This is a genomic window from Brevundimonas sp. EYE_349, from assembly GCF_023147505.1.
Lineage (GTDB): Bacteria > Pseudomonadota > Alphaproteobacteria > Caulobacterales > Caulobacteraceae > Brevundimonas.
On sequence record NZ_JAHXPB010000003.1, the window covers coordinates 121,175 to 145,161 of the forward strand.

At 66.5% G+C, this 23,987-nt stretch carries 21 protein-coding genes; 3 read left to right on the forward strand and 18 right to left on the reverse strand.

The features are described from left to right. Positions 1 to 131 precede the first annotated feature (131 nt). Both KZX42_RS06795 and KZX42_RS06800 read left to right on the forward strand, forming a co-directional pair. Complete coding sequence (locus KZX42_RS06795; RefSeq protein ID WP_248118289.1) at positions 132 to 341, forward strand: flagellar hook protein FlgE; 210 nt, start codon at positions 132 to 134, stop codon at positions 339 to 341. A 96-nt stretch (positions 342 to 437) separates the two neighbouring features. Further along, complete coding sequence (locus KZX42_RS06800) at positions 438 to 1,304, forward strand: Ku protein (protein ID WP_248118291.1); 867 nt, start codon at positions 438 to 440, stop codon at positions 1,302 to 1,304. Between the two features lie 47 nt (positions 1,305 to 1,351). Here the strand turns inward: KZX42_RS06800 and ligD are convergent, their stop codons facing one another. From ligD to KZX42_RS06835, 7 genes are all read right to left on the reverse strand, one after another. After that, complete coding sequence (ligD, locus tag KZX42_RS06805) at positions 1,352 to 3,928, reverse strand: DNA ligase D (RefSeq protein WP_248118294.1); 2,577 nt, start codon at positions 3,926 to 3,928, stop codon at positions 1,352 to 1,354. Between the two features lie 34 nt (positions 3,929 to 3,962). Then, positions 3,963 to 4,637: an extensin family protein gene (locus tag KZX42_RS06810; RefSeq protein ID WP_248118296.1), complete on the reverse strand. Its 675-nt coding sequence runs from the start codon at positions 4,635 to 4,637 to the stop codon at positions 3,963 to 3,965. Positions 4,638 to 4,761: 124 nt separating this feature from the next. Next, complete coding sequence (locus KZX42_RS06815; protein ID WP_248118298.1) at positions 4,762 to 4,941, reverse strand: DUF2256 domain-containing protein; 180 nt, start codon at positions 4,939 to 4,941, stop codon at positions 4,762 to 4,764. A gap of 51 nt (positions 4,942 to 4,992) precedes the next feature. Further along, a complete protein-coding gene (gene rpoD, locus KZX42_RS06820) occupies positions 4,993 to 6,939 on the reverse strand; it encodes an RNA polymerase sigma factor RpoD (RefSeq protein WP_248118300.1) in 1,947 nt (648 codons plus the stop codon). A 75-nt stretch (positions 6,940 to 7,014) separates the two neighbouring features. Further along, positions 7,015 to 8,874, reverse strand: a complete 1,860-nt coding sequence (gene dnaG, locus KZX42_RS06825) for a DNA primase (RefSeq protein WP_248118302.1) — start codon at positions 8,872 to 8,874, stop codon at positions 7,015 to 7,017. 267 nt (positions 8,875 to 9,141) lie between these two features. Continuing rightward, positions 9,142 to 9,975, reverse strand: coding sequence for an LD-carboxypeptidase (locus tag KZX42_RS06830; protein WP_248118304.1), 834 nt, complete (start codon positions 9,973 to 9,975; stop codon positions 9,142 to 9,144). Next, the gene (locus KZX42_RS06835) at positions 9,972 to 10,547 is read right to left on the reverse strand and encodes an isochorismatase family protein (RefSeq protein WP_248118306.1); all 576 of its coding nucleotides are present in this window, start codon (positions 10,545 to 10,547) and stop codon (positions 9,972 to 9,974) included. The genes KZX42_RS06830 and KZX42_RS06835 overlap by 4 nt, the downstream gene beginning before the upstream one ends. A gap of 71 nt (positions 10,548 to 10,618) precedes the next feature. Between KZX42_RS06835 and KZX42_RS06840 the strand changes: the two genes are divergently transcribed. After that, a complete protein-coding gene (locus KZX42_RS06840; protein ID WP_248118309.1) occupies positions 10,619 to 12,013 on the forward strand; it encodes a Mur ligase family protein in 1,395 nt (464 codons plus the stop codon). Positions 12,014 to 12,140: 127 nt separating this feature from the next. Here the strand turns inward: KZX42_RS06840 and KZX42_RS06845 are convergent, their stop codons facing one another. From KZX42_RS06845 to KZX42_RS06895, 11 genes are all read right to left on the reverse strand, one after another. After that, a complete protein-coding gene (locus tag KZX42_RS06845) occupies positions 12,141 to 13,514 on the reverse strand; it encodes a sulfite reductase subunit alpha (RefSeq protein ID WP_248118311.1) in 1,374 nt (457 codons plus the stop codon). Continuing rightward, a complete protein-coding gene (locus KZX42_RS06850) occupies positions 13,511 to 14,620 on the reverse strand; it encodes an FAD:protein FMN transferase (protein WP_248118313.1) in 1,110 nt (369 codons plus the stop codon). Before KZX42_RS06850 ends, KZX42_RS06845 begins: the two co-directional genes overlap by 4 nt. Positions 14,621 to 14,629: 9 nt before the next feature. After that, complete coding sequence (locus tag KZX42_RS06855; protein ID WP_248118315.1) at positions 14,630 to 15,430, reverse strand: DUF4198 domain-containing protein; 801 nt, start codon at positions 15,428 to 15,430, stop codon at positions 14,630 to 14,632. Positions 15,431 to 15,441: 11 nt separating this feature from the next. Next, positions 15,442 to 15,954 (reverse strand): DUF2271 domain-containing protein, encoded by a 513-nt coding sequence (locus tag KZX42_RS06860; RefSeq protein WP_248118316.1) that lies wholly within the window; start codon positions 15,952 to 15,954, stop codon positions 15,442 to 15,444. Between the two features lie 11 nt (positions 15,955 to 15,965). After that, on the reverse strand, positions 15,966 to 16,643 hold the full coding sequence (locus KZX42_RS06865; RefSeq protein ID WP_248118317.1) for a PepSY-associated TM helix domain-containing protein: 678 nt from the start codon (positions 16,641 to 16,643) through the stop codon (positions 15,966 to 15,968). Positions 16,644 to 16,710: 67 nt separating this feature from the next. Beyond that, on the reverse strand, positions 16,711 to 17,397 hold the full coding sequence (locus tag KZX42_RS06870; protein ID WP_248118318.1) for a Fe2+-dependent dioxygenase: 687 nt from the start codon (positions 17,395 to 17,397) through the stop codon (positions 16,711 to 16,713). Positions 17,398 to 17,477: 80 nt separating this feature from the next. Continuing rightward, a complete protein-coding gene (locus tag KZX42_RS06875) occupies positions 17,478 to 19,817 on the reverse strand; it encodes a TonB-dependent receptor (RefSeq protein ID WP_248118319.1) in 2,340 nt (779 codons plus the stop codon). Between the two features lie 95 nt (positions 19,818 to 19,912). Next, entirely contained in the window at positions 19,913 to 20,698 is a 786-nt protein-coding gene (locus tag KZX42_RS06880) for a peptidase (RefSeq protein ID WP_248118320.1), read from the reverse strand. Between the two features lie 61 nt (positions 20,699 to 20,759). Beyond that, positions 20,760 to 21,602 carry a transglutaminase family protein gene (locus tag KZX42_RS06885; protein ID WP_248118321.1) on the reverse strand — a complete coding sequence of 281 codons (843 nt, stop codon included), beginning with the start codon at positions 21,600 to 21,602 and terminating at the stop codon, positions 20,760 to 20,762. A gap of 4 nt (positions 21,603 to 21,606) precedes the next feature. Beyond that, positions 21,607 to 22,545, reverse strand: a complete 939-nt coding sequence (locus KZX42_RS06890) for an alpha-E domain-containing protein (RefSeq protein ID WP_248118322.1) — start codon at positions 22,543 to 22,545, stop codon at positions 21,607 to 21,609. Next, positions 22,546 to 23,967 carry a circularly permuted type 2 ATP-grasp protein gene (locus KZX42_RS06895; RefSeq protein WP_248118323.1) on the reverse strand — a complete coding sequence of 474 codons (1,422 nt, stop codon included), beginning with the start codon at positions 23,965 to 23,967 and terminating at the stop codon, positions 22,546 to 22,548. Positions 23,968 to 23,987 lie beyond the last annotated feature (20 nt).

Genomic DNA, 23,987 nt, shown 5'->3' on the forward strand with positions numbered 1-23,987 from the left:
CGAATGGTGACGCTCTATACACGGATAAAGGCTGAAGCGGGGCGGAAAACGCCGTTCACCCTGATCCTTCAGGCGGCGTTGACCTGAAAGACGCACTTTGGGGACCGAACGCCCCTCGCCCGGACCCCGCCATGCAAATCCTGTCCATCGCCGCCGCCGGAATGACGAACGCCCAGACCCGTTTCGACACCAGCGCGCGCCGAACCGTCGCCGCCCCGCTGGACGACTTCGCGGGCGAAATCGCAGAACGCCTCCAGGCCAAGACCACGTTCAACGCCAACGCCGCCGTCGCCCGCACCGCAGACGACATGACCGGAACCTTGCTGGACATCCTGGCGTGACCCGTCAGCCCAGGATCAGCGCCCAATCCTAGGTCGCGCGGTCTTGTCCGAACGCAAATCGTCCTGAGGCATTGTCATGGATCGAGGAGAACCGACATGGCCGCGCGTCCCACCTGGCAAGGACATCTGAAGCTGTCGCTGGTCACCTGTCCGGTGGCCCTCTACACGGCGACGACCAGCACCAATGACGTGCGGTTTCATCTGATCAACCCCGACACCAACAACCGCATCCGCATGGTGCCGACCGATCCCGACACCGGCCCGGTCGAGCGTAGCGACCTGGTGCGCGGATATGAGGTGTCCAAGGACGAATACGTCCTGTTCGACGACGCCGACTTCGACAAGGTGAAGCTGGAAAGCACCAAGACCATCTCGATCGACAAATTTGTCGATGAGGCGGACATCGACCGGCTGTATTGGGACGATCCCTTCTTCGTGGTCCCGGAGAAAGGCGCGGGCGTCGAGGCCTTCGCCGTCATCCGCGACGCCATGAAGAAACAGGGCAAGGTGGCGCTGGGCCAGTTGGTCCTGCGCGGAAAGGAGCGCCAACTGGCGCTGGAGGTGAGGGACAAGGGGCTGGTCGCCTACACCCTGCGCGCCCATGACGAGGTTCGCGATTCCGACGACTATTTCGACGACATCCCGACCGTAAAAGCCGATCCCGACATGGTCGAGATCGCCGCCCGCATCATCGGCCAGAAGGAAGCTGACTTCGATCCGTCCGACTTCAAGGATGGCTATGACGATGCGCTGCGCGCCATGATCAAGGCCAAGTCCAAGGGCGGCAAGGGCGTGGTCGATGTCGCCGAACCGGACGACACCAATGTCATCGACCTAATGGCGGCCCTGCGAAACAGCCTGACGGGATCGGCGACAGGCGCGAAGACGACGGGCAAGAAGGCGCCAGCGAAAAAGGCTGCTCCGAAGAAGAAGCCGGCGCCGAAGAAAAAGGCCGCCGCCTGACGCATTTTCACTTCCGCTCATCCCCGCTTTCGCCGGGAAGTGCGGGGTCAGAGCATGCCCATCTTTTTCAGCCCCGGTTTCAAACTGACCGCTGCGGCCCGGAAATCCGCCCACGGGTCGGGCTTTTTCAGCAGCGTCTGATAGGTCCACAGGTTGAACGCCGCCGGGTCCAGACCGGCCCGCACCTGCCCCCACGACAGCGGAAACGCGATCCCCGCCCCCGGCCTCGCCCGGGGCGACCAGGGCGCAACCGCTGTCGCCATCCGCCCGTTCCGCAGATAGTCGATGAAGACCTTTCCGCCCCGCGCCTTCTTGGCGAGGGTCGTGGTGAACCGGTCCGGCGCCTCGACGCGAATGGCCTCGGCCACCGCCTTGGCGAAAGCCTTGTTCTGGTTCCAGGTGACGCGCGAGCGGGCGTCGGTCCTGATCGGCACGACGACGTGCAGCCCCTTGCCCCCGGTCGTCTTGACGAAGGCGGCCAGGCCCAGCGCCTCGATCTTCGCCTTCACGACCTTGGACGCGGCGATCACGTCGGCGAAGTCCAAGCCCTCGTCGGGGTCCAGGTCGAAGGTGATCTGCTCAGGGACTTCCGGCTGGCCGGGCGCACAGCCCCACGGATGCAGTTCCAGCCCGCCCGACTGAGCGATGGCGACCAGGCCGCCAACATCGACGGCCGCGACGTAAGGGGTGCGCGCCTTGACGTCGATCAGCTTCAGCCGAGGGTTAGACCCCGCCATGGCGTGCCGCTGGAAAAAGGTCTCCCCGCCGATCCCCTCGGGCGCGCGGATAATCGAGGTCGGCCGCTCCGCCACATGGGCCAGAATCCGCTCGGCCGTCGCCTCATAGTATCGCGCCAGATCCGTCTTGGTGACCGCCGGCCGGTCGCCGACGCCGGGCCACAGCACCTTGTCAGGGCTCGAGACGGTCACGCCCGCCACCACGACCTTGCCGGGCTTGCCGGTCGACCGCACCGTCGTGGCGGCCTTTTTCGGTTCGGCCAAGTCGGCAGGCGGTTGCGGCGCCTCAGTGACTTCGCCGGCCGTCTTGTCCTCGCGCAACCCCTTGAACGCCGCCTGCCGCAGCGAGCCGGCTTCGGTGTATCCGCCATGTTCGACCTCGGCGACCAACACGGGCCTGACCCAATGGATGTCCCTGGCCGCCTTGGGCGCGCCCGCCCCGGCGAAGGGCGACTTCTCCCCCGCCACGGCCTTCAGCGCCGGAACCAGCGTCTTCGTCACCGCCTCGCCATAGCCGGTCCCGACCCGGCCCAGATAGCGCAGGCCGCCCTTATCCCTGACACCGACCAGCAACGAGCGAAACCGCGTCCCGCCCTCCGACGACCAACCGCCGATCACCACCTCGTCGCGCCCCCGGCATTTGGACTTCAGCCAGGTCGACGACCGCCCCGCGTGATAGGGCGCGTCCAGCTTCTTGGAGATCACCCCTTCCAGATCCATCCGACAGGCGCTCTCCAGCACCGCCTGCCCGGTCGACGCGAAATGTTCGACGTAGCGCAGCCGCCCTGCGCCCGCCCCCGACCCTGAGGCTCCTATCCGCTCCACATAGGCCTGTAGCCGCGCCTTGCGATGCGACAGCGGCAGCTTGCGCAAATCCTCCGCGCCTTCGAACAGCAGGTCGAAGGCGAAATAGACCAGACCGTCCGTCTTCTCGTCCGAGATCGCGGCCTGCAACGCCCCGAAGTCCGGCATGTGATCGTCGTCCAGAGCGCACAGCTCCCCGTCGATCACCGCATCGGGCCAGGTCGCCGCGTCCGCCGCCAGGTCTGGGAAACGGTCGCTCCAGTCCAGACCTTTGCGCGTCCGCAACACCGCACGACCGCCGCCGACGCCGATCTGGATGCGGTATCCGTCGAACTTTATCTCGTGCGCCCACCCCGCGCCGCCCGGCGGATGATCGGCGACCTTGCATAGTTGGATCGGCGCGAAGGCCGGCGGCTTCTTCGCCTTCTCGGCCGCCTTCGACGGCCTGGGCCTGGCTGGACCTTTACGCCCCGTCGGCTTGGACGCCGTCCATTCCTTGCTCCCGTCCGCGATCTCGGCCAGCGACCGCCCTGTCGTGACCGATGCGTCGATCTGGGCCAGAGCGTCCCCCTCGCCCGCCACGGCGAAGTCGTCCTTCTCCTTCAGCAGCAGCCAGTTGTTGCGCTTGGACGGCTTGCCTCGATCGCTCTTCAAACGGATCAGGGCCCATTTGCCCTTCAGCCGCTCGCCGTGAAGGATCATCTTGATCTGACCCTTGGTCCAGGCCGCCTCCAGGTCCGGCTCCTGCGGCTCCCAGGTCCCAACGTCCCACATCTGCACCGTGCCGGCGCCATAGTTGCCGGCGGGGATCGTGCCCTCGAACGATCCATAGTCCAGCGGATGATCCTCGACCTCGACCGCCAGCCGCTTGACCGCCGTGTCGCGTGACGGCGCCTTGGTCACGGCCCAGGACTTCAGCACCCCGTCCGCCTCAATGCGGAAATCGTAATGCAGCCGGGTCGCGGCATGGCGCTGGATCAGATAGCGAAATCCGCTCTTGGCCCACGCAGACCTGGCGCCCTTCGGCTCCGGCGTTTCGCCGAACCGGCGCTTGGCCTGATAGGTCTTCAGTTCACCGCGCATATTGGCGTAATCCGCCCCGCGCCAAAGCGTTGCCTCAGCGACAGAAGCGCGTGTCGGTCGCCTCCAGGTGCAGGTGGTCGTGGTGGACGGCGTTGTAGTCGGGGCTCAGGGTCGTGCCGAAGATGCGGCAGGCGTCGTCGCGGATGCGGCGCAGGAAGCGCGCTTCGGCCGTGTCGCCTGACCAGTCCTTCGTGACGGTGATGCGCCGCCCGTCCCTCAGCCGCACCCCGGCGAAGTCCAGCGCCGCCGCCTGGGCATGGGCGCTGATGCGGCTCGACCCCACGCCATTGTTCACATTGCGACAGGCGTAGGCGCCCATGTGATCGATCTGGACCACGTCCGAGCCCAGGATCTCGCGCGCCGCCGGCTCCAGCGACTGACGCCGCCAGATGCTCAGCGCCAGCGCCGTCTGGCAGGTCATCTCAACATCGCCCGGCGTCATGCGCGCCACCGTGCCCAGATCGGCGCCCAGCACCCCGCCTTGATGCAGGCCGCAGGTCGCGGTGTTCTGACGATCCGGCACAGGACTGAACCGCACGCGCGCGGCGTTCAACTCGGCCAGACACCGGCCCAGATCGCTCCCCTCGCGCACCACCAACGCCTGGGTGCCGCCGTCGATGGCGCGATCCACCAGCCCCCCCACCAGCGGCGCCTCCGTCCGCGACGGATAGGGCGAGGACGGCCGCAACGGCTCGGGCGGCCGCCGCACGCATCCGCTCAGGACGAGCACGGCGCCGAGCGCTATCACAAGGGGCGACAGGCGTGAGGGGAAGAGCATGGTCGGGACGCTATCTGATTCCCTCTTCGCCCGTGGTCACGACGCGGAGAGCCGTCTATCGGCGGTTTTCGGAAGCCCCCTTGGCCCTGCAGCGATCCGAGCAAAACCGCACATGCTCCCAGTTCCGCGCCCACCTCTTGCGCCATGCGAAAGACAGCCCGCAGGCGGCGCAGACCTTGGTCGGCAGATCGGCCTTGGCCGGCGCCGTGCCCAGATTGACGTGCTTTCGACCCATATCGCCCGCCAAGAAAAAGGGCGGCCCTTTCGGCGCCGCCCTTGATCGTCTTCAGCTGTCGAGGAAGGACCGCAGTTTGCGCGACCGCGACGGGTGCTTCAGCTTGCGAAGCGCCTTGGCCTCGATCTGACGGATGCGTTCGCGCGTCACCGAGAACTGCTGACCGACCTCTTCCAGCGTGTGGTCTGTATTCATGCCGATGCCGAAACGCATCCGCAGAACCCGCTCCTCGCGCGGCGTCAGCGAGGCCAGAACCCGCGTCGTCGTTTCGCGCAGGTTCGACTGGATGGCGGCGTCGATCGGCAGGACGGCGTTCTTGTCCTCGATGAAGTCGCCCAGGTGGCTGTCTTCCTCGTCGCCGATGGGCGTTTCGAGGCTGATCGGCTCCTTGGCGATCTTCAGGACCTTGCGCACCTTCTCCAGCGGCATGGCCAGCTTTTCGGCCAGTTCTTCCGGCGTCGGCTCGCGGCCGATTTCGTGCAGCATTTGGCGGCTGGTGCGGACGATCTTGTTGATCGTCTCGATCATATGCACCGGAATTCGGATGGTGCGCGCCTGATCGGCGATGGAGCGGGTGATCGCCTGACGAATCCACCAGGTCGCATAGGTCGAGAACTTGTAGCCGCGACGATACTCGAACTTGTCGACCGCCTTCATCAGACCGATGTTGCCTTCCTGGATCAGGTCCAGGAACTGCAGGCCGCGGTTGGTGTATTTCTTGGCGATGGAGATCACGAGGCGCAGGTTGGCCTCGACCATTTCCTTCTTGGCCTGACGGGCTTCGCGTTCGCCCTTCTGAACCGTCTGAACGATGCGGCGATAGTCGTCGATGGGCAGGCCGGCTTCCAGCGCCACGGCGGCGACGTCGGAACGGATGGTCGCGATCTGGCTGGCTTCGTTTTCGCTGAACTTGGTCCAGCGCACGCCCTGCTCCTTGATCCGGTCGGTCCAGGTCGGGTCCAGTTCAGCGCCGAAATAGGCCTTCAGGAACTCAGGACGCGAAATCCCGTAGCTGTCGGCCAGACGCAGAAGGCGGCCTTCCAGACCGATCAGGCGCTTGTTGATGGCGTAAAGCTGCTCGACCAGCGCCTCGATGCGGTTGTTGTTCAGCTTCATCGTCTTCAGACGATCTGAAATCGCCACCGTCAGGGTGCGATAGGCTTTTTCGTCCTTGGCGCTCAGGACCTCGCCCTTCAGACGGGTCTGAACCAGCTTGTCCTGCAGACCGCGGAACTCGCCGAAGTCCGCGGCGATGAGGTTCAGAACCTCCATCACGCCGTCGCGCAGCTCGGCTTCCAGCGCCGAAATGGACATGCCGCCGCCGTCGTCGAAATCATCGTCATCGTCGTCGTCGGACTCAGGCTTCTCTTCCGCCACCGGCTTGTTTTCGGCCTCTTCCTCCTCTTCGCCCTCCGGCTGGGCTGCGCCCGGCAGGGACGATGGATTCAGCACGCCATAGGTGGCGTCCAGGTCGATGACCTCGCGCAGCAGGATGCGGTTGTTCTCAAGCTCGTCGCGCCACACCATGATGGCTTCGAACGTCAGGGCGCTCTCGCACAGGCCCGAGATCATCGCGTCGCGACCGGCTTCGATCCGCTTGGCGATGGCGATTTCGCCCTCGCGGCTCAGCAGTTCGACCGAACCCATTTCGCGCAGATACATCCGCACCGGGTCGTCGGTGCGGTCATAGGCGGCCTTGGCCGGGGTTTCGGCGACGCCGGTGGAGGCGGCGGCGGCGACGTCGGTGGACTGCTGCTCCTGCGCGTCCTCTTCCGCCTCGACGACATTGACGCCCATTTCGGACAGCATCGCCAGGGTGTCTTCGATGGCGTCGGGGGTGACCTCTTCGGACGGCAGGACCTTGTTCAGCTCCTCCATCGTCACATAGCCGCGCGCCTTGGCCTGTTTGATGAACTTCTTGACGCCGGCGTCGGTCAGATCGAGCAGGGGCCCGTCGGTCGAAACCTCGGCGTCCTGCGTCTCGGTCTGTGCGTTCATAGTCAGTCTGTCTCCAGCCGGAGGGGGTGATCAATCCGCCCCGGCGAAAAATACAATGCCTGGCGAGGCGTAAGGTTACGCGCCCGCGCTGTCTTCCCAAATCGTCCCGGCTTTGATCGCACGGCGAAGCGCATCCCGCTCGGCCTTCAGCCGGCGGAAAGCCTCATCCTGCCCAGGCACGCCACGCGCCTGGGACAAGGCGTCCTCCAACGCGGCGACCCGCGTCGAAGCGTCGAACGCCTGCGACCATCGGACCCTTGCCTCGGCGAGGGGCGCATTTGCGGCCAGGAATGGCGCGCCGGACTTCGCCGCCGCCTTCTCGACCTCGCGCACTAAGGCATCATGACCCGATTGCGCCAGATGGCGTCGCAGGGCGGCGGAGTCAAGGGATCGTCCCGACAGACGCAGACGAACCAACTCCTGCGCCAGGCCATCCAACCCCTTGTCGCCGAAACCATGGGCCGAAATCTCCTCCAGATGGTCGTCCATCCGCTCGGGATCCTCGATAGCGCCGTGGGCCAGGGCGGCCGGCACGGGTTCGATGGCGCGAAACAGCGACTGCATCGCCTGCGCCCCTTCCGCCGTCTGCCCCAGTTTCGGCGGCGGGCCGAAACCCCGCCTGCCCTGCCCCGGCGCCCAGGGCGCGCGCTGTGAACTGCGGGGGAACAGGGCGTCAAAACGTTCGAACAGATCGCGTCTGTACTGTTCGGCCAGATCCTTGTCCTGAATGGCCGAGGCGGTGTTGCGAAGACGCGCCTTGAACCCGGCCTTCCGCTCGGGCGTGTCCAGCGGCTCCAGATCCTGTTCGCGGCGGAACAGCACCTCGGCGAAGCCGTGAGTCTCGGCCAGCGCCTGGCGCAACGCGGGCGCGCCTTTGTCACGCAGGATGTCGTCCGGGTCCTGCCCCCCGCTGAGCAGCGAGAACCGGAACGACCGCCCCGCCTTCAGCAGCGGCAAAGACCGTTCGATGGCGCGATAGGCGGCGCGCAGACCCGCCGCGTCGCCGTCGAAGCACAGCACAGGCTCATGCGACACCCGCCACAGCCGCTCCATCTGTTCTTCGGTCAGGGCGGTGCCCATGGGCGCGACGGCCGGCAGGCCCGCGCGCTGGCAGGCGATGACGTCCATATAGCCCTCGACCACGATGATGGCCTGGTCGTTCTTGGATTCCGCCCCAAGGATTCGTCGCGCCTCTGGCAAGCCGTAGAGGGTCGCCCCCTTGTGAAACAGCGGGCTTTCGGGGCCGTTCAGGTATTTGGCGCGATCGTCGGGGTTCATGGCCCGACCGCCGAAGCTGACGATTCGGCCGCGCGCATCCAGGATCGGAAACATCAGCCGGTCGCGGAACCGATCATAGGGCTGGCCGCCGCTCTCGGGCGCGATCAGCAGGCCGGCCTCGACCAGATCGGCCGGCCGCGCGCCGCGTTGGACCAGCGCCTGTTTCAGCCCCTCGCGGTCGTTAGGCGCATAGCCCAGCCCGAACCGCTCCCACTGATCTTCCGGCAGGCCGCGCTTTTCCAGATAGTCGCGCGCCGCCTTGCCCGGCGTACGGCGCAGGTTGGCGGCGAACCATTTCTGGGCCAGGTCCATCCAGTCCGACAGGCCTGCTCGCTTCTGCTCGCGCTCGGCCTCCTTGGGGTCTTCGGCGGGAAGCTGCATCCCCGCTTCGCCCGCCAGCCGCTGCACCGCCTCGACGAAGCTCAGCCGCTCCGTCTCCTGCAGGAAACTGATGATGTCTCCGTGTTTGCCGGACGAGAAGTCGTGGAAGAACCCCTTGTCGTCATTGACGAAGAAAGACGGCGACTTCTCCTTGGAGAAGGGCGACAGGCCCACGTATTCCCGGCCCTGACGTTTCAGCTTCACCGTCCGCCCGATGACGTCGGACGGCCGAAGGCGAGCCTTCAATTCATCGATGAATCTTTCGTCGAAACGCACCCGGCGATCCTTAGGCGTTCAGCCCTTTCACGTCGACGGATTAAGGGGCGATCAGGCGGTTCGTCCAGTCATCCCCCGATAACCGAACGAACCGCCGCATCGCAGAAGGCGTAAACCGCAGCGTCCCCCAACGCCTTGGCTTAACGAAGTCCTAACGCCTCGCGGACCTGCATCTGACGTTGAGAGCCCGCCGCTGTCGAGAGGGCGACAAGCTTTACCGTAACGATCAAGGCAAGACTGTGTCTTTTACGCCGCGCACGGTTTGACTCATCGGGCGCCGAATGGAACGATCTTGTTGGCGCCATCATGCCCGATATCGGCCGATCCCAGGTAGGCTATGCCTGACCTCAGGCACCAGTATCGAACGATCTCTTCCGGGGTTTGACCAAAATCGGGATCATTCTCCGGGATTTCGGACACTCGCCCAAGGCGAATTCCCGCAACCCGCCTTATGCTGGCCTGGCCCGTCAGGTGAAACATCATGCGGTCCACGCGATAGGCCGCCTCGGCCACCTCCTCCAGCATCAGCACATGGCCCGTCAGATCAGGCTCCAGAACCGTGCCGAGCAGCTGGTCGATGATGGTCAGGTTGAACGCGACGGCGGGACGCGGATCATCGGCCAGCGACGGCTCGATCCAGTCGCTGCGCCCGGCGCTCAGCCAGGCGACGGCGCCCGCAGCCGTCTCGTCATGGCGCACGGAATCCGACGCCATCGGCCCGTGAGCCAGATGCTGGAACCCGGCCTTGTACATTCCGGCCAGCAGACTGCCGGCGTCGGAATAGCCGAGGTAGCGCTTCTTGCGCGCCACCGCGTTCAGCCGGGGAATGACGGATTCAGCGATGCGGCAAGACCCGTATCCGCCGCGTGCGAACCAGATGGCGTCGATGCGCGGGTCATTGGCGAACTCGACGAAGGCGTCGGCCCGCGCCCGGTCGTCGCCCGCGAAATGGCCGTGCTTCAGGAAACAGGCGGGATGAAAGACCACCGCCACGTCACCGTCGGGATGGTGTTCGGCGAACCAGGCATTGACGGCGTCGGCCCGCTCGCTCGAGAAGCGGGAACTGGCGCAGACGACGCCGATCTTGAATCCCGTTTTCATGCCGCCCCCAGGCCGTTCAGCGTCTGCGCGGTCGAGCGGACGCGGGCGATGCGAGGCAGAATCTTCGTGGTCGCGAAATCATGCGCCTCGGCGGCGAAACTGCTGCAGGCGTCCTCGACCACCACCATGCCGTACCCAAGGGACCAGCCTTCGCGGACGGTGGATTCCACCCCCATATTGGTCGCCACGCCCGCCACCAGCACCGTCTCGACCCCCAACCGGCGCAGGCAGGGATCCAGGTCGGTCCCGAAAAAGGCGCCCCACTGGCGCTTGGTGACGATAAGGTCGGGGGCGAGCGCCAGAATCTCGGGTCGCAAATCTGCAAAGTCGGCGGGCAGGTCGCCCATAGGCGTCGTGTCGGTCGCCCCCTTGGGCGCCAGTTCGCCCCCGGCGCCAAAATCCACGCGGACAGCCACGACCCGCCCGCCGGCCGCCTTCACGGCCTTGGCCAGGGTCACATTGCGGTCGACCACCGTCTCGACGTCATGCGGCAGGCGCGGAGTCGACAGAATCCCCTTCTGCAGGTCGATCATCACCAATGCGGTCTTGCGGGGATCGAGTTCGAGGGCCACGACGTCTCCTGACGGAATCATCTGCATCACTGCGCGCCGCCGTCGGGCGCGACGGGTCTTCCTAACGCACCATGACCGACAGCGCCTCCTACTTCTTCTGCGGCATCGGCGGATCGGGGATGCTGCCCCTGGCCATGATCGTCCAGGCGCGCGGAAACGTCATCGAAGGCTCCGACCGCGCCCTGGATCAGGGTCGTACGCCCGAGAAGTTCGACTGGCTGCGCGCCCATGGCGTGACCCTGCATCCCCAGGACGGATCGGGCGTGACCCGCGCGGATCAGACCGTAATCGCCACCGGCGCCATCGAGGAGACGGTGCCGGACATCGGTGCGGCTCGCCGCGCGGGCGCAACCATCAAGACCCGCCCCGAACTGCTCAGCGAACTGTTCAACGCCGCCCCGACCTCGGTCGGCGTGGCCGGCACCAGCGGCAAGTCCACCATCACCGGCATGATCGCCTGGATCCTGCATCAGACAGGCCGCCAGCCGACCGTGATGAACGGGGCGGTGATGAAGAACTTCGCCGACGCCGACCATCCGTTCGCCAGCGCCCTGATCGGCGGGCCGGACCTGTTCGTGTCGGAGGTGGACGAAAGCGACGGCTCGATCGCCCGCTACGATCCGACCGTCGCGGTGGTCTCCAACATCTCGCTGGACCACAAGTCGATGGAGGAACTGCGCCATCTGTTCGGCGGCTTCACCGCCCGGGCGACCACGGCGGTGCTGAATATGGACAACCCCGAGACGGCGGCCCTGGCCCAGACCCTGCCGCCCGGCAAGGCCATCACCTTCGGTCTGGGCGAGGAGAAGGCCGACCTGTCCGCCCACGACCTGCAGCCCCTGCCGACCGGAATGAAGTTTCGTCTGATCGCGGGGTGGAGCGAATATGACGCCGTGCTGCACGTGCCCGGCGCCCATAATGTCGCCAATGCTCTGGCGGCGCTGGGCGCGGTCAAGGCGCTGGGTGTCCCGGTGGGCGAGGCGGTCAAGGCGTTGGAGACTTTCGTCGGCATCCGCCGTCGCATGGAGGTGGTCGGTACCGCGAACGGCATCACCGTCATCGACGACTTCGCCCATAACCCGGACAAGATCGCCGCCACCCTGAAAACCCTGCACGCCTTCGACGGCCGGCTGTTGATCCTGTTCCAGCCGCATGGGTTCGGCCCGCTGAAGCTGATGAAGCCGGAGTTCATAGACGGTTTCGCCGGCCTGATGCGCGAGGACGATGTGCTGCTGATGCCCGAGCCGGTCTATTACGGCGGCACCACCGACCGCAGCGTGGGCTCCGAGGACATCGCCTCTGGCGTCCGCGCCGCCGGGCGCAACGCCGAGGCGCTGGCGACGCGCGCCGACTGCGGCGACCGGATCGTGGACATCGCAAAGCCCGGCGACCGCATCATCGTCATGGGCGCGCGGGACGACACCCTGTCCACCTTCGCGGCGGAACTGTTGGGGCGGCTTGGCTAATCCTTGGCGCGTCATCCTCGCCCTTGTGGCGAGGCCCCCTACGCCCGGTGGGGGCCGTGTGTCACCGTCATCGACGGAGCCTATGGATGCTAGGCGCAAGGCCTAGGATGACGAGCTGTTGGCAGGTTCAGTAAACGTCGCGCCGATATCGGCCGTCTTCCAGCATCGTCAGCACCACGTCCAAACCCAGCGCCTTTTCCAACGCCGCATGGACGCCTTGCGACATGCCTTCCAGACTGCCGCACACATAAATCGTCGCCCCGCGCCCGACCCACTCGCGCAGTTCGTCCGCCGCCGCCGCGACCAAATCCTGCACATAACGCCCGTCGCCCGGGTCGCGTGAGAATGCGCGGTCCAGCCGGCGCAGCACGCCCGACGCCAGCCAGGCCTGAAGCTCGACGTCGAAGAAGGCGTCGTGCGCCCGGGCCCGTTCGCCGAACAGCAGCCACGCCCCACCGCCCGTCGCCGTCCGCGCCTTCAGATGCGCCCGCAGGCCCGCGATGCCGGTGCCGTTGCCGATCAGGATCATCGGCGTCTCGTCCGCCGGGCTGTGGAAGCTGCGGTTGGGGCGCAGCCGCATCCCGATCTCTCCGCCGAGCGCCAATCCTTGCGTCAGCCATCCCGAGGCCAGGCCGGGCGTCCCATCGGTATGGCGCATCAGGCGGATCAGGAACTCCACCCGGCCGTCCGATGGCAGAGAGGCGATGGAATATTCGCGCGAGCCGGGCGTGGCGCCGTCCCGCTCAGGCAGGCCGATCTCGGCGATGTCGCCAGCCGACCAGACGGGCGTCTCGCCCACAGCCTCGAACGCCAGGTGATAGGCCTCGCCGCCCGGACTGCCGCGATTGACCAGCGTCCGTTCGACCAACCGCCAGGGGTCGTAGGCGGGCGGGGTCCAGTCGGGCGCCGTCACGCTGCCGGTGATCTGGTTCAACTGATGCTGCCAGTGACGGATGGCGCCGGCCTCGCCGTCATCGACCTCGACCATGTCGAACAGGGGGTCGGCGCCCGCGCGCCGCAGCCAGCCGTCCACCGCATGGCCGAAGCCGCAGAACTGGTCATAGCTTCGGTCGCCCAGGGCCAGCAGGCCGAACCGCAGCGAGGCCAGGTCGGCGCCGGCCGTCATTGTCGTCCTGACGAATCTTGCGGCGGCGTCGGGCGGATCGCCCTCGCCCGTCGTGGAGACGATCAGCAAGGCCCGGTCCGCCGTCTCCAGCGTCTCAATATCCAGATCGGCGAACGACCGCACCCGCGCGCCCACGCCGCCGTCGCCCAGCGCCCGCGCCGTCATCCAGGCCAGTTCCTCGGCGAAGCCTGTCTGGCTGGCGAAGGCGACCAGGATCGGCTGGCCCTGCCCCGATCCAGCCGAGGCCATGGCGTCGGACCGGGCGCGGGCCAAGGCCGCCGCGCGCCGCTCGCGCCAGACCGTCACGGCGATCAGGACCAGCCAAAGCACAACCGCCCCGACCGCCCACAGCCAGCGCTGCGGATCGGCTGTCACCCCGGCCGGTCTCCATCGGGATCGTCCATCATGGCGGCGAAGGCCGGCGTCATCCGCTCGACCGGCCCGCGCTCGGTGCGCTCGACGAAGTGGGCGGCCAGACCCGCCGCCTCGGCGTAATCCGGGCCGTCGAACGGCCCCATGACCGTTAACGCCGTGGCGTAGGCGTCCGCCATCATGGCCGAGGAATGCAGCACGGTGACAGAGGTCAGGTTGCTGTTGACCGGACGGCCGGTCGAACCATCCAGAGTGTGGGGATAAAGCCGCCCGTCATGCACGAAGGCCCGACGGTAATCGCCGCTGGTCGCCACCGCCAGGTCGAACAGGGCCGCCACCGTTCGCGGCGCGGGGCTGTCCTTGACGCGCTCGATCTCGACCCACCAGGGTTGGGCGTCCGGCTTGACGCCGCGCCCCTTCAACTCGCCGCCGATCTCGATCAGGTGAGAGGTCGCGCCCATGGCCGTCAGCCGATCCGACACCCGATCCACCGCATGGCCCTTGGCGATGCCGGAGAAGTCCAGCTTCATCCCGCCCATCTGCATCACGCCGCGCGCATCGGGATTCAGCCGCAGCTTTTGCCAGCCGGACACGGCCATGGCCGCCGCGATCTCGTCCTCGGACGGAATGGGCAGCAGCGCCGAGCGCGGTCCGGGCGGGCCGAAGCCCCACAGATCGACCAGGGCGCCCAGGGTCGGATCGACCGCCCCGTTCGTCTCGTCGCCCAAGATCATAGCCGCATCCAGCAGGTCCCAGAACGGCTGCGACACCGCCCAGAAGCCGGCCGGCGCGGTGTTGAAGCGGCTGATCTCGCTGGACGGCTCCCACGGGCTGAACAGGCCGACGACGGCCGCCAGCTCTTGCTCGATCGCCTCGCGAACGGCCGCTTCGCCCACGCCGCGCGGGGCGATGACGCGCGCACTCCAGGTCGTGCCCATGGTCTGGCCGTCCAGCGCATGGATCAGATCGCTGGGCGGACGCGGCGGCGCGCCGTTGATCAGTGGGACCAGGACGCGATTGTCGGCCCGGTCCGCGAGCGGACCGGGATCGCCGATGGCGACGGCGGAGGGAGCGGCGCGCGAGCCGCGCGAGAAGGGCGTGTCGGACATCCCGCTCGCTTAGGGCAGGACTTCCACCGACGCCACATAGCTGGCGCTGGACCCGAGCGTTTCCCCCTGCCCCTCGGTGCGGACTGAGGCGTTCAGCCAGTACATGCCAGCCGCCGGCCAGGTGATGGTGAAGGCGCCGTCGGCGCCGGTCGTCACCGTCGATTCCTCGGGATTGTCGCGATAACGGATCGCCCCGCGCGCCACGGTGACCTCAAGGCCCGAGGCGGGCTGGCCGTTGTTCAGCAGTTTGAACGTCGCCGGCTCGCCCGCGACCAGGTCGTTGGGGTGGGTGACGGGAACCAGCTCCAGCCCTTCGCCGGTCGTCTTGAAGACGGTGTCGGTCGGGTTGTTCAGGGTCACGAAGGTCTCGATCCGGCTGGCGGTGCGGGTCGCCTGGACGTCGGTCGCCCCTGTCGGCAGGGCGGCGGGGTATTCGGCGGCCGTCCCGCGCCAGCGCTTCTGCTCGCCGTTCAGCTTGTAGCTGGCCATGACGCCGCTCATGACGTTGGCGATCTTATAGGTGCCGTTTTGCGTCAGATGGGCGTCGAAGGTGGAGCGATACTGACCCTGCATGGCGTGCTCGGGCTGAACCGCCGATCCGTCCGGCGCCGTGATGGTCAGGCCCGTCATCCGCATGGCGGCGTGGTCGGGATCGAACACCTTGTTGGACATGCCGGCGTCGAAGGCGACCCAGGCGTCGGTTCCCGACAGGGTGGTGGCGGTCGGCGCCATCCAGGCGCGGTGGGCCTGAGCGGTCATCGGGGCCGCCAGGGCGGCGGCGAGTGTCAGCAGGGCGATCGTCTTCTTCATGGTCGTGATCCTCAGCGAGAGACGGCGACGCGCACGGCGCCCAGTTCGGTGGAGCCGGTTCCGGCGCCGGTGTTCGCCGCGCCCCAGCGGAAGGGCACGCGCACCACTTCGCGGCCGCCCAGCTCACGGGCCGCTTCGACGACGATGTTGTATTGGCCCGGCTGCAGGCCGGCCAGGCGCGCGCCCGGCACGGTGACGGTCTGGCGACCCGGCGCGCGCGTGGCGCCCGACACGCCGTCGGCCGGCAGGCTCATGGCCCGGCCGCCCTTGCGCCACCAGGTGCGCAGGTCCTTCAGCCAGTCCTTGCCGTCGCCCTCGTTGTTGCGGGTCTGCTGATACCAGACGGCCAGGGTGCGTTCGGCGCTCTGATCCGGCTTCTCGATCCACACGGCCACATAGGGTCGGTGATAGGAGGCGGTGTTCAGCCGGGGGATTTCGACCGAGACGGTCAGGTCGGCGGCCATGGCGGGCGCGGCCGCTGCGGCCAGGCCGACGGTGGTGATGACGACGGGGAGAAGGCGCATCGGAATACTCGTCAGTGAATGAAGATCAGGGCGATGACGACGGGGATCAGCAGGCCCAACGCCGCCAGCGGCCAGGTGGAGGGTCGGCCCTTGGCGTGCAGGATCATCAGGCCCAGGCCCGTGACCGCGAAGATGACGCAGGCCGCCGCAAACACGTCGATGAACCAGAACCAGACCACGCCGGCGTTGCGGCCCTTGTGCAGGTCGTTGAGGTAGGCGATCCAGCCGCGCGTGGTCTTTTCGTGCAGCGTCTCACCCGTCGAACGGTCGATGGTGACCCATCCGTCGCCGCCGGGAATGGCCAGGGCGACATAGACCTCTTCCGGCGTCGTCTCGGTCGGCTTGCCGGCGATCTCGACCTTCAACGCCTCGGACGCCCAGCGCGCGACCGCGTCCGGCACGGGCTGGGTCGTTTCTTCGGGAAAGGTCGTCAGGCGTTGCAGCAGCGGGGCCGGCAGGGTCGCGGTTTGTTCGACCGTAACCGGCGTTCCGGGGATGGAGGCCGCATGGTTCAGGGTGATGCCGGTGACCGCGAACAGGATCATGCCCACCAGGCTGACCGCCGCCGAAATCCAGTGCCAGCTATGAAGTTGTTTTAGCCAGAACGACCGCGCGCCGTTCAGCGCCGCCTTGGGCTTGGGCCCCTTGGCTTCGGGTTCGGCCTGACGCTGTGCGGCGAGTTCGGTCACGCGCTCGCTGTGCCATTGTTGCGAACGGGTTGCAATAGCGTTCGGTACCCCGTCGCCGCAACGACCGTCACACCTCGGCCCAGCGCCGCAGCAGATTGTGATAGACGCCGGTCAGTTCGATCACCGCCTGATCCTTGGACCCCTTCTCCAGCCCGACGCGCTGGGTCGCCACGTCCAGGCGGAACAGCATCTCGCGGTCGCCGTCGTCGCGGATCAGGCTCTGCATCCACATGAAAGACGACACCCGCGCGCCCCGCGTCACCGGCATGACCCGATGAAGGCTCTTGGACGGATAGAGCACCAGATCGCCGGCCGGCAGCTTGATCGACTGCGATCCGTACATCTCCTCAACGATCAGTTCGCCGCCGTCGTAATCCTCCGGCTCCGACAGGAACAGGGTCGCCGACAGGTCGCTGCGGATGCGCAAAGCCCCGCCCCCGCGCGCCTGGCGGATGGCGTTGTCGACATGCAGGCCGAACTCGCCCCCGCCCTCGTAACGGTTGAACAGCGGCGGAAAGATCGTGTGCGGCAGGGCCGCCGCCACGAACATCGGATTGGCGTTCAGCGCCTGAACGATCAGGGCCGACACCTCTTTCGCCACATCCGAATCCTCGGGCAGTTGCTGGTTGCGCTTGGCCGTGGCGGACTGGTGGCCCGAGGTCATGTTGCCATCCGCCCACGGCCCGGCGTCCAGCCGCTCGCGCAGCGCCTTCACTTCAGCCTTGGAGAAGACTTCGGGAATCTGGAGCAGCACGGACGGCCTCGCTCTCGCAAAAAAGAAGACGGCCCCGCCGGAAGGACGGGGCCGCCAGGATAGACCGGGGGAAGCGGTCTTTAGAAGCGCATGTTCAACGTCAGACTGGCCGCACGACCCGGCGCAGGATCGGCGTGGTGAACGCCGTTGGTGCGCATGATATAGCGCTCGTCGCCTGCGTTCTTGACGTTGAGACGCAGGGACGCCGTATCGGTCAAATCATAGGCGGCGTAAGCGTCCACCCGCGTATATTCCGGCGCATAGATGCGGTTGGCCCCGCCACCAGCGCCGCCTTGATTGCCGCCGTTGGAACGCGACACATAGTAGACGCCGCCACCCACGGTCAGCCGCGGCAGGACGCGGTAGGTGGTGAACAGGCTGGCCGAGTTCCTTGGCGTGTTGGCGAGAGACTCACCGACGTTCAAGTTGTTCACGGCCCCTCGGACAAGTTCGGAGTCCATGTAGGTATAGCCGCCAAACACCTGCCAAGCAGGCGTTATATTGCCTGATACGCTAAGCTCGACACCCTTGACCTCGACCTCGCCGACCTGGGCGTAGGTCGCGGGCGGCCCGGAATCGACCAGCAGTTGGGCGTTCTTTCTGGTGAGACGATAGGCGGACAGACCGACGGAAAGACGTTCGTCGAACAGATTGGCCTTGGCGCCGACCTCATAGGTTTCGGTGTCCTCAGGCTCCAGGATATCGTTCGCCAGATTGCCCGTCCCCTGCCCCGTGCCGGCCGCGTTCTGGTCCCCGCCCGAGAGCAGCGGCGGCGTCGAGGCGGTGGCGTAGGAGACGTAGAGGCTGGAATATTCGGTCGGCTTGAACACCAGGCCGGCCTGATAGTTGACGAAATCCCATTTCCGCTTGGGCAGTTGGACGACGCCCGGCGTTCCCGTCGGCGTGGCGGGAATCAACGGGTTGATGGTCCAGACGCCGTTGGTCTGGGTCGAGCTGATGTTCACGCCTTGCGTTTGATAGCTGTCCCAACGCACGCCAAGATTCAGCAGGACGCGGTCGGTCAGCGAGATGCTGTCGAAGGCGTAAAGGCCGACGGTTTCCGTTGTCGAGCGGCTGGGCGCGCTACGGTTCACCACGCCCGTCCAGGCATCGTTCGGGTTCGGATCATAGACCGGCGTGCAGTCCAAGCCGGTCAGAGGCGCGGGGCAGGCCGATCCCGAGGTCGTAAAGGTCGAATAGCTGGCGTTGCGATTGACCTCACGCGTCAGCTCCAGACCCAGGTCATAGCTGTGCTTGACGCTTCCTGTGGAAATCTTGCCGAACACGTCGGTGACATTGGCCAGCGTCTGCGCGGGGTTCCACCGGGTCTTGGTGCCGCGCTTCATCCACCAGACGCCGCCGATCAGTTGGGCCGATCCGCCGTCCCCGGGGTTGGTGACGATGTAATCGTTCAACGTCCTGGACAGACGGCTGACGTTGCGGACCGTCAAGGCCTCGCTGAACCGATGGGTCCAGTCGAAGGTGAACGTGTCCACCGTATTGTTCAGATAGTCGCGCGCCTTCAGACCGTAGAAGGCGTCGCGGCTGACGTTCAGCACGCCGGATGCGTCCGGTCGGGGTGCGTTTGCGCCGCCCAGCTTGGTATACAGCGGGATGCCGTAGTCGGGCATCTGATTGCTGTCGAGGTGGTAGTAGCTGGCGACGATCGTGCTGTCGGTTCCCAGGCCGACGGCAAACGATGCGGCCACACCCCATTTGTCATAGTCCACGGCGTCGCGGCCCGCGACGTCGCCCTGAGCGCCCATCAGGTTGATGCGCAGCGCCGCCGTGTCGCCCAGCGGCATGTTGGAATCGATGGTCCCGCGTAGATAGTCGTCGGTTCCGACGCCGGCCGACACGCTGTGGAAAGGGGTCAGTTTGGGCGACTTGGAGGCCAGATTGATGCTGCCGCCGCCCGAACCGCGTCCCGAATAGACCGAGTCCGCCCCCTTGATTATCTCCACCTGCTCCAGGTTGAAGACTTCTCGCTGCTGACCGCCGGCGTCGCGGACGCCGTCCACGAAGATGTTGTTGCCCGACGACTGCCCTCGAATGACCGGACGGTCGGCCAGCGGCTGGCCGCCCTCTCCCGCGCCAAAGGTGATGCCGGGCGAATTGCGAAGAATATCCTGCAACGAATCCGCGCCAGTCTGTTCGATGATGGCTTGCGGAATGATCGTGACCGAGCGCGGCGTGTCGACCAGGGGGGCGACGAACTCGGGGCTGACCGGCGCCGGCTTCCTGACCTGACCGTTGACGTCGATGGTCCCCAGATTGGCGGGCTGCTGCTGATCGGCCGTGGCGATCACGCCGTCGGCGGCGTCAGCGGTTTCGGCGAAAGCGGGCGCCGCCACCAGCATGCCAGCGGCGCTGGAGACGAACAGAAGCGCACGGAGAGAGGCGGCGCGGGAGTCGGACATTGTCTTGCGACCTTTTGGTCTGATTTTGCGATACGGTCGCAATAACCAGCTTCAAAATGTCGCACAAGCAAATTGCGAACAAATCGCAGTCTTAATCAGCCGACGACGCTCATCGTCCGCGCCGCCGGGGTCTCGTCCAAATCCAGCCAGGTCGGATCAGGCATGGCCCGGTGAGCTGCGGCCAGAGCTTCGGACCACCGACGACCCAGATCGCGGAAATAGGGATCTTCAGCCTCAATGCGGCGGGCCATGCCGTTCAGCCGGTCGCGAGGCATGACGATCAGGTCCAGCGGCGGACCGACGGCGATGTTCGAACGGATGGTGGAATCGAACGAGATCAGTCCCAGTTTCACCGCCTCGGACAGAGGGGTGGACGTATGGAGGGCGCGATCCAGGATCGGCTTGCCGTATTTCAACTCCCCGATCTGCAGATAGGGCGTATCCGGCCCGCACTCGATGAAATTGCCCTGACCATAGACCAGATACAGCCCCATCTTGCCGCCCGCGATCTGGCCGCCCAGCAGCATGGAGGCGTTGACGTTCAACGCATCGGCGGTCGGCGTCGGCGGGGTGTTGATGCTGGCCCGCACGCTGGCCATCGCATGGCCCAGAATCTGCGCCGCGCGAAACAGGGTCGGGGCGGTTTGAAGCGTCTCCGGCGTGGTGGAGTCCGGCAACCGGACCCCGGCGGCTGTCATGGCCAGGGCCGTCTGCGTGACCGACAGATTGCCCGCCGTCGCCACCGCAAGGATACGGTCGCCCGACGACTGATAGATGTGCAGCTTGCGATAGGACGAGATGTTGTCCACGCCCGCATTGGTGCGGGTGTCGGCGATCATCGCCAACCCCTCGTCCACCAGCATACCCACGCAATAGGTCACGTCGCTCTATCCGCTCCCCGCGTTGCGAACCGCACGACGCTAACAGATTCGCGCGTCATGCCTACCGGGCCTCTCCGCCCGACTGCAGTTGTTGTTGGCTCTGTTGCACCGGCCGCACGTTCAGGGCGACCGTCAGGGTCTCCTGCCCGCCGCCATAGCTGGTTCCCCGGATCGGCGTGGCGCCGCGCGCGTCCAGGCCCACAGCGACGCGGACGTAGTGTTCGGTCGGACAGATGCCGTTGGCCGGATCGAACCCGACCCAGCCCAGATTCTCGACCCAGGCCTCGGCCCAGGCGTGGGCGGCGTCCTGATCGTGCTGTCCGTCCCTGCGGCTGAGATGGCCCGAGACATATCGGGCCGGCACGCCCAGGACGCGGGCGGCGGCGATAAAGATCTGGGCGTGATCCTGACAGACGCCGCGCTTCTGGGCGAAGGCTTCGGCGGCGGTGTGGCCGGCCGAGGTGGACCCGACCTCGAACGCCACATCCCGCTTCAGCGCGCTCATCAGGGCATGCATCCGGCCCAGCGTCGCGCCTTCGGGGATCGAGCGGGCGAAATCGTCGATGGCCGCATCCGGCCTGGTCATCGACGTCTCTCGCAGAAAGACGATGGGCGACAGCCGCTCGGCCTGCCCCTTCACCACGCCGCCCGTATTGACGGTCGCCACCTCGCCGGTGACGCGGATGGTCAGGGCGTTGGCCGGCCGCTCGGTATAGAGGCTGTGGACGATGTTGCCGAATGCGTCCTCGCTGCGCCGCAGCCGGGCGTCGACGTCGGTCTCGATGCGCCAGTCGCCCACCTGCTGGCTCTCGCACGACTTGGGCGTCAGACGCAGCATCTGCACGATGAAGCGCGCCGGGCGGGCGTAGGCGTATCGGGTGGAATGGTCGATCCGGATCCGCATGGGTTCAGACCAGATACTGTTCGTGGACGGCGGCAGCCAAGGCGTTGTTCTCGTTCAGGAAGCCCTGAATGTATTCATGCAGGCCGGACTGGAAGATGTCCTCGATCTTGGCCTCGTTGAACTGACCCAGGCGGTTGGACGCCAGCCTTTGCGCCGGGCCGCGACGACCGTAATCGGCGGCCAGCTTCTCAAGATAGGACACGATCATCCCCTGGCACGAGGCCAGCGAACGCGGCATCTGGCGGTTCAACACCAGCAGGTCCGCCACCAGCCAGGGCCGCACCGATTCCCGATAGACCCAACGATAGGCGGTCAGGGCCGAAACCTCGCGCAACAGGGTCGTCCACTGGAAATAATCCAACTGCCCGCCCACTCGTTCGCCGGGCGGCAACAGCAGGTGGTACTTCACGTCCAGCAGCCGGGCGGTGTTGTCGGCCCGCTCGATGGCCATGCCCAGGCGCAGGAACCAATAGGCGTCGTTCCTCAGCATGGTCCGCGACGAGGCGCCCTCGACCGCCAGGGACGTCGATTTCACGAAGTCGAGGAAGTTGGTGAAGTCGTCCCGTTTTGTCGGTTCGCCCAGTTCGTTCAGCCCGTTCCAGGCGCCGTTGATCGCTTCCCACAGTTCGATGGTCAGAGCGGTTCGCACCGAGCGCGCATTGGTCCGCGCCTTGGTTATGCAGGCCTTGATCGAGGTCGGGTTGTCGGAACCGAAGGCCAGATATTCGCGGACCGATTTCTCGGACGCGGTGCGCCCCGATGCGTCGAAGGCGCTCTTCACCCCCGACGAGGCGATGGCCCCCGCCCAGGCTGTGACCGCAGCCTGGTCCTTGGCCGGCAGGGCGGCCAGGCGGATGGCCGCCTCAAGAATGCGCGCCAGGAAGTCCGCCCGCTCCATATAGCGGCCGGTCCAGTAGAGACTGTCTGCAGTGCGTGAAAGCATTTAGTTGTCCAGCACCCAGGTGTCCTTGGTTCCGCCGCCCTGGCTGGAGTTCACCACCAGCGACCCCTCCTTTAGCGCCACCCGCGTCAGGCCGCCGGGCGCCACGCGCACCCCGGCAGGGCTGGACAGGACGAAAGGCCTGAGATCGACGTGCCGGGGCGACAGGGCGCCGCCGTTCAACGTCGGCGCTGTCGACAGGCTCAGCGTCGGCTGGGCGATGAAGTCGTCCGGGTCGGCGATCAGCTTGGCGCGGAAGTCTTCGATCTCGGCCTTGGTCGAGGTCGGTCCGACCAGCATTCCGTAACCGCCCGATCCCCCGACCTCCTTGACCACCAGTTCCGGCAGCCGGTCCAGCACCGCCTTCAGGGCGTCCGGCTCTCGGCAGCGCCAGGTCGGGACGTTCTTAAGTATGGCGTCCTCGCCGGTGAAGAAGCGGATGATCTCGGGCATATAGGTATAGACGGCCTTGTCGTCGGCGACGCCCGTCCCGACCGCATTGGCCAGCGTCACGCGCCCGGCGAAGTAAGCCGACATCAGCCCCGGCACCCCCACGGTGGAGTTCGGCATGAAGGTCAGCGGATCGATGAAGTCGTCGTCGATGCGGCGATAGATGACGTCGACCCGTTTCGGCCCCTCGGTCGTACGCATGAAGACCGTGTCGTCATTGACGAACAGGTCCGTGCCCTGGACCAGTTCGACCCCCAGCTTGTCGGCCAGGAAGCTGTGCTCATAGTAGGCCGAGTTGAACGGCCCCGGCGTCAGAACCACGATGGTCGGGTCCGCCCCCGCGCCCGCCGGCGCGGACGCCTGCAGCGAGCGCAGCAGCATGTCGGTATAGATTTCGACCGGCCGCACGGCGTGTTCCGCGAACAGGTCGGGGAACAGCCGCATCATCATCTCGCGGTTCTCCAGCATATAGGAGACCCCCGACGGCGTGCGGCAGTTGTCTTCGAGAACATAGAATCCGTCCTCGCCCGTGCGGACCAGATCGACGCCCGAGATATGGCACCAGACGTCGCCCGGCGGCCGGCGGCCCTGCATCTCGGGCCGATAGTGCGGATTGGTCAGGATCAGGTCGGCCGGGACGATCCCGGCCCTGATGCATTCCTGTGGACCGTAGATGTCCTTCAGGAAGGCGTTGATGGCGGTGACCCGCTGCTTCAGCCCGCGTTCCAGACCGCCCCATTCATCGGCGCCGATGATGCGCGGCACCACGTCGAACGGGATCAGCCGCTCGTTGGATTCCTCGTCGCCATAGACGGCGAAGGTCACCCCCATCCGCCGGAAGAACAGTTCCGCCTGGCGCGAGCGCGCCTGCAGCAGATCGGACGGCGCGTTTTCCAGCCACGCCGCCAGGGTCTTGTAGCTGTCGCGGATCGCACCCGATCCGCCGCCGCTCATTTCGTCGAACGCTCTCGTCATCCGCCCCGCCGAGAATAAAC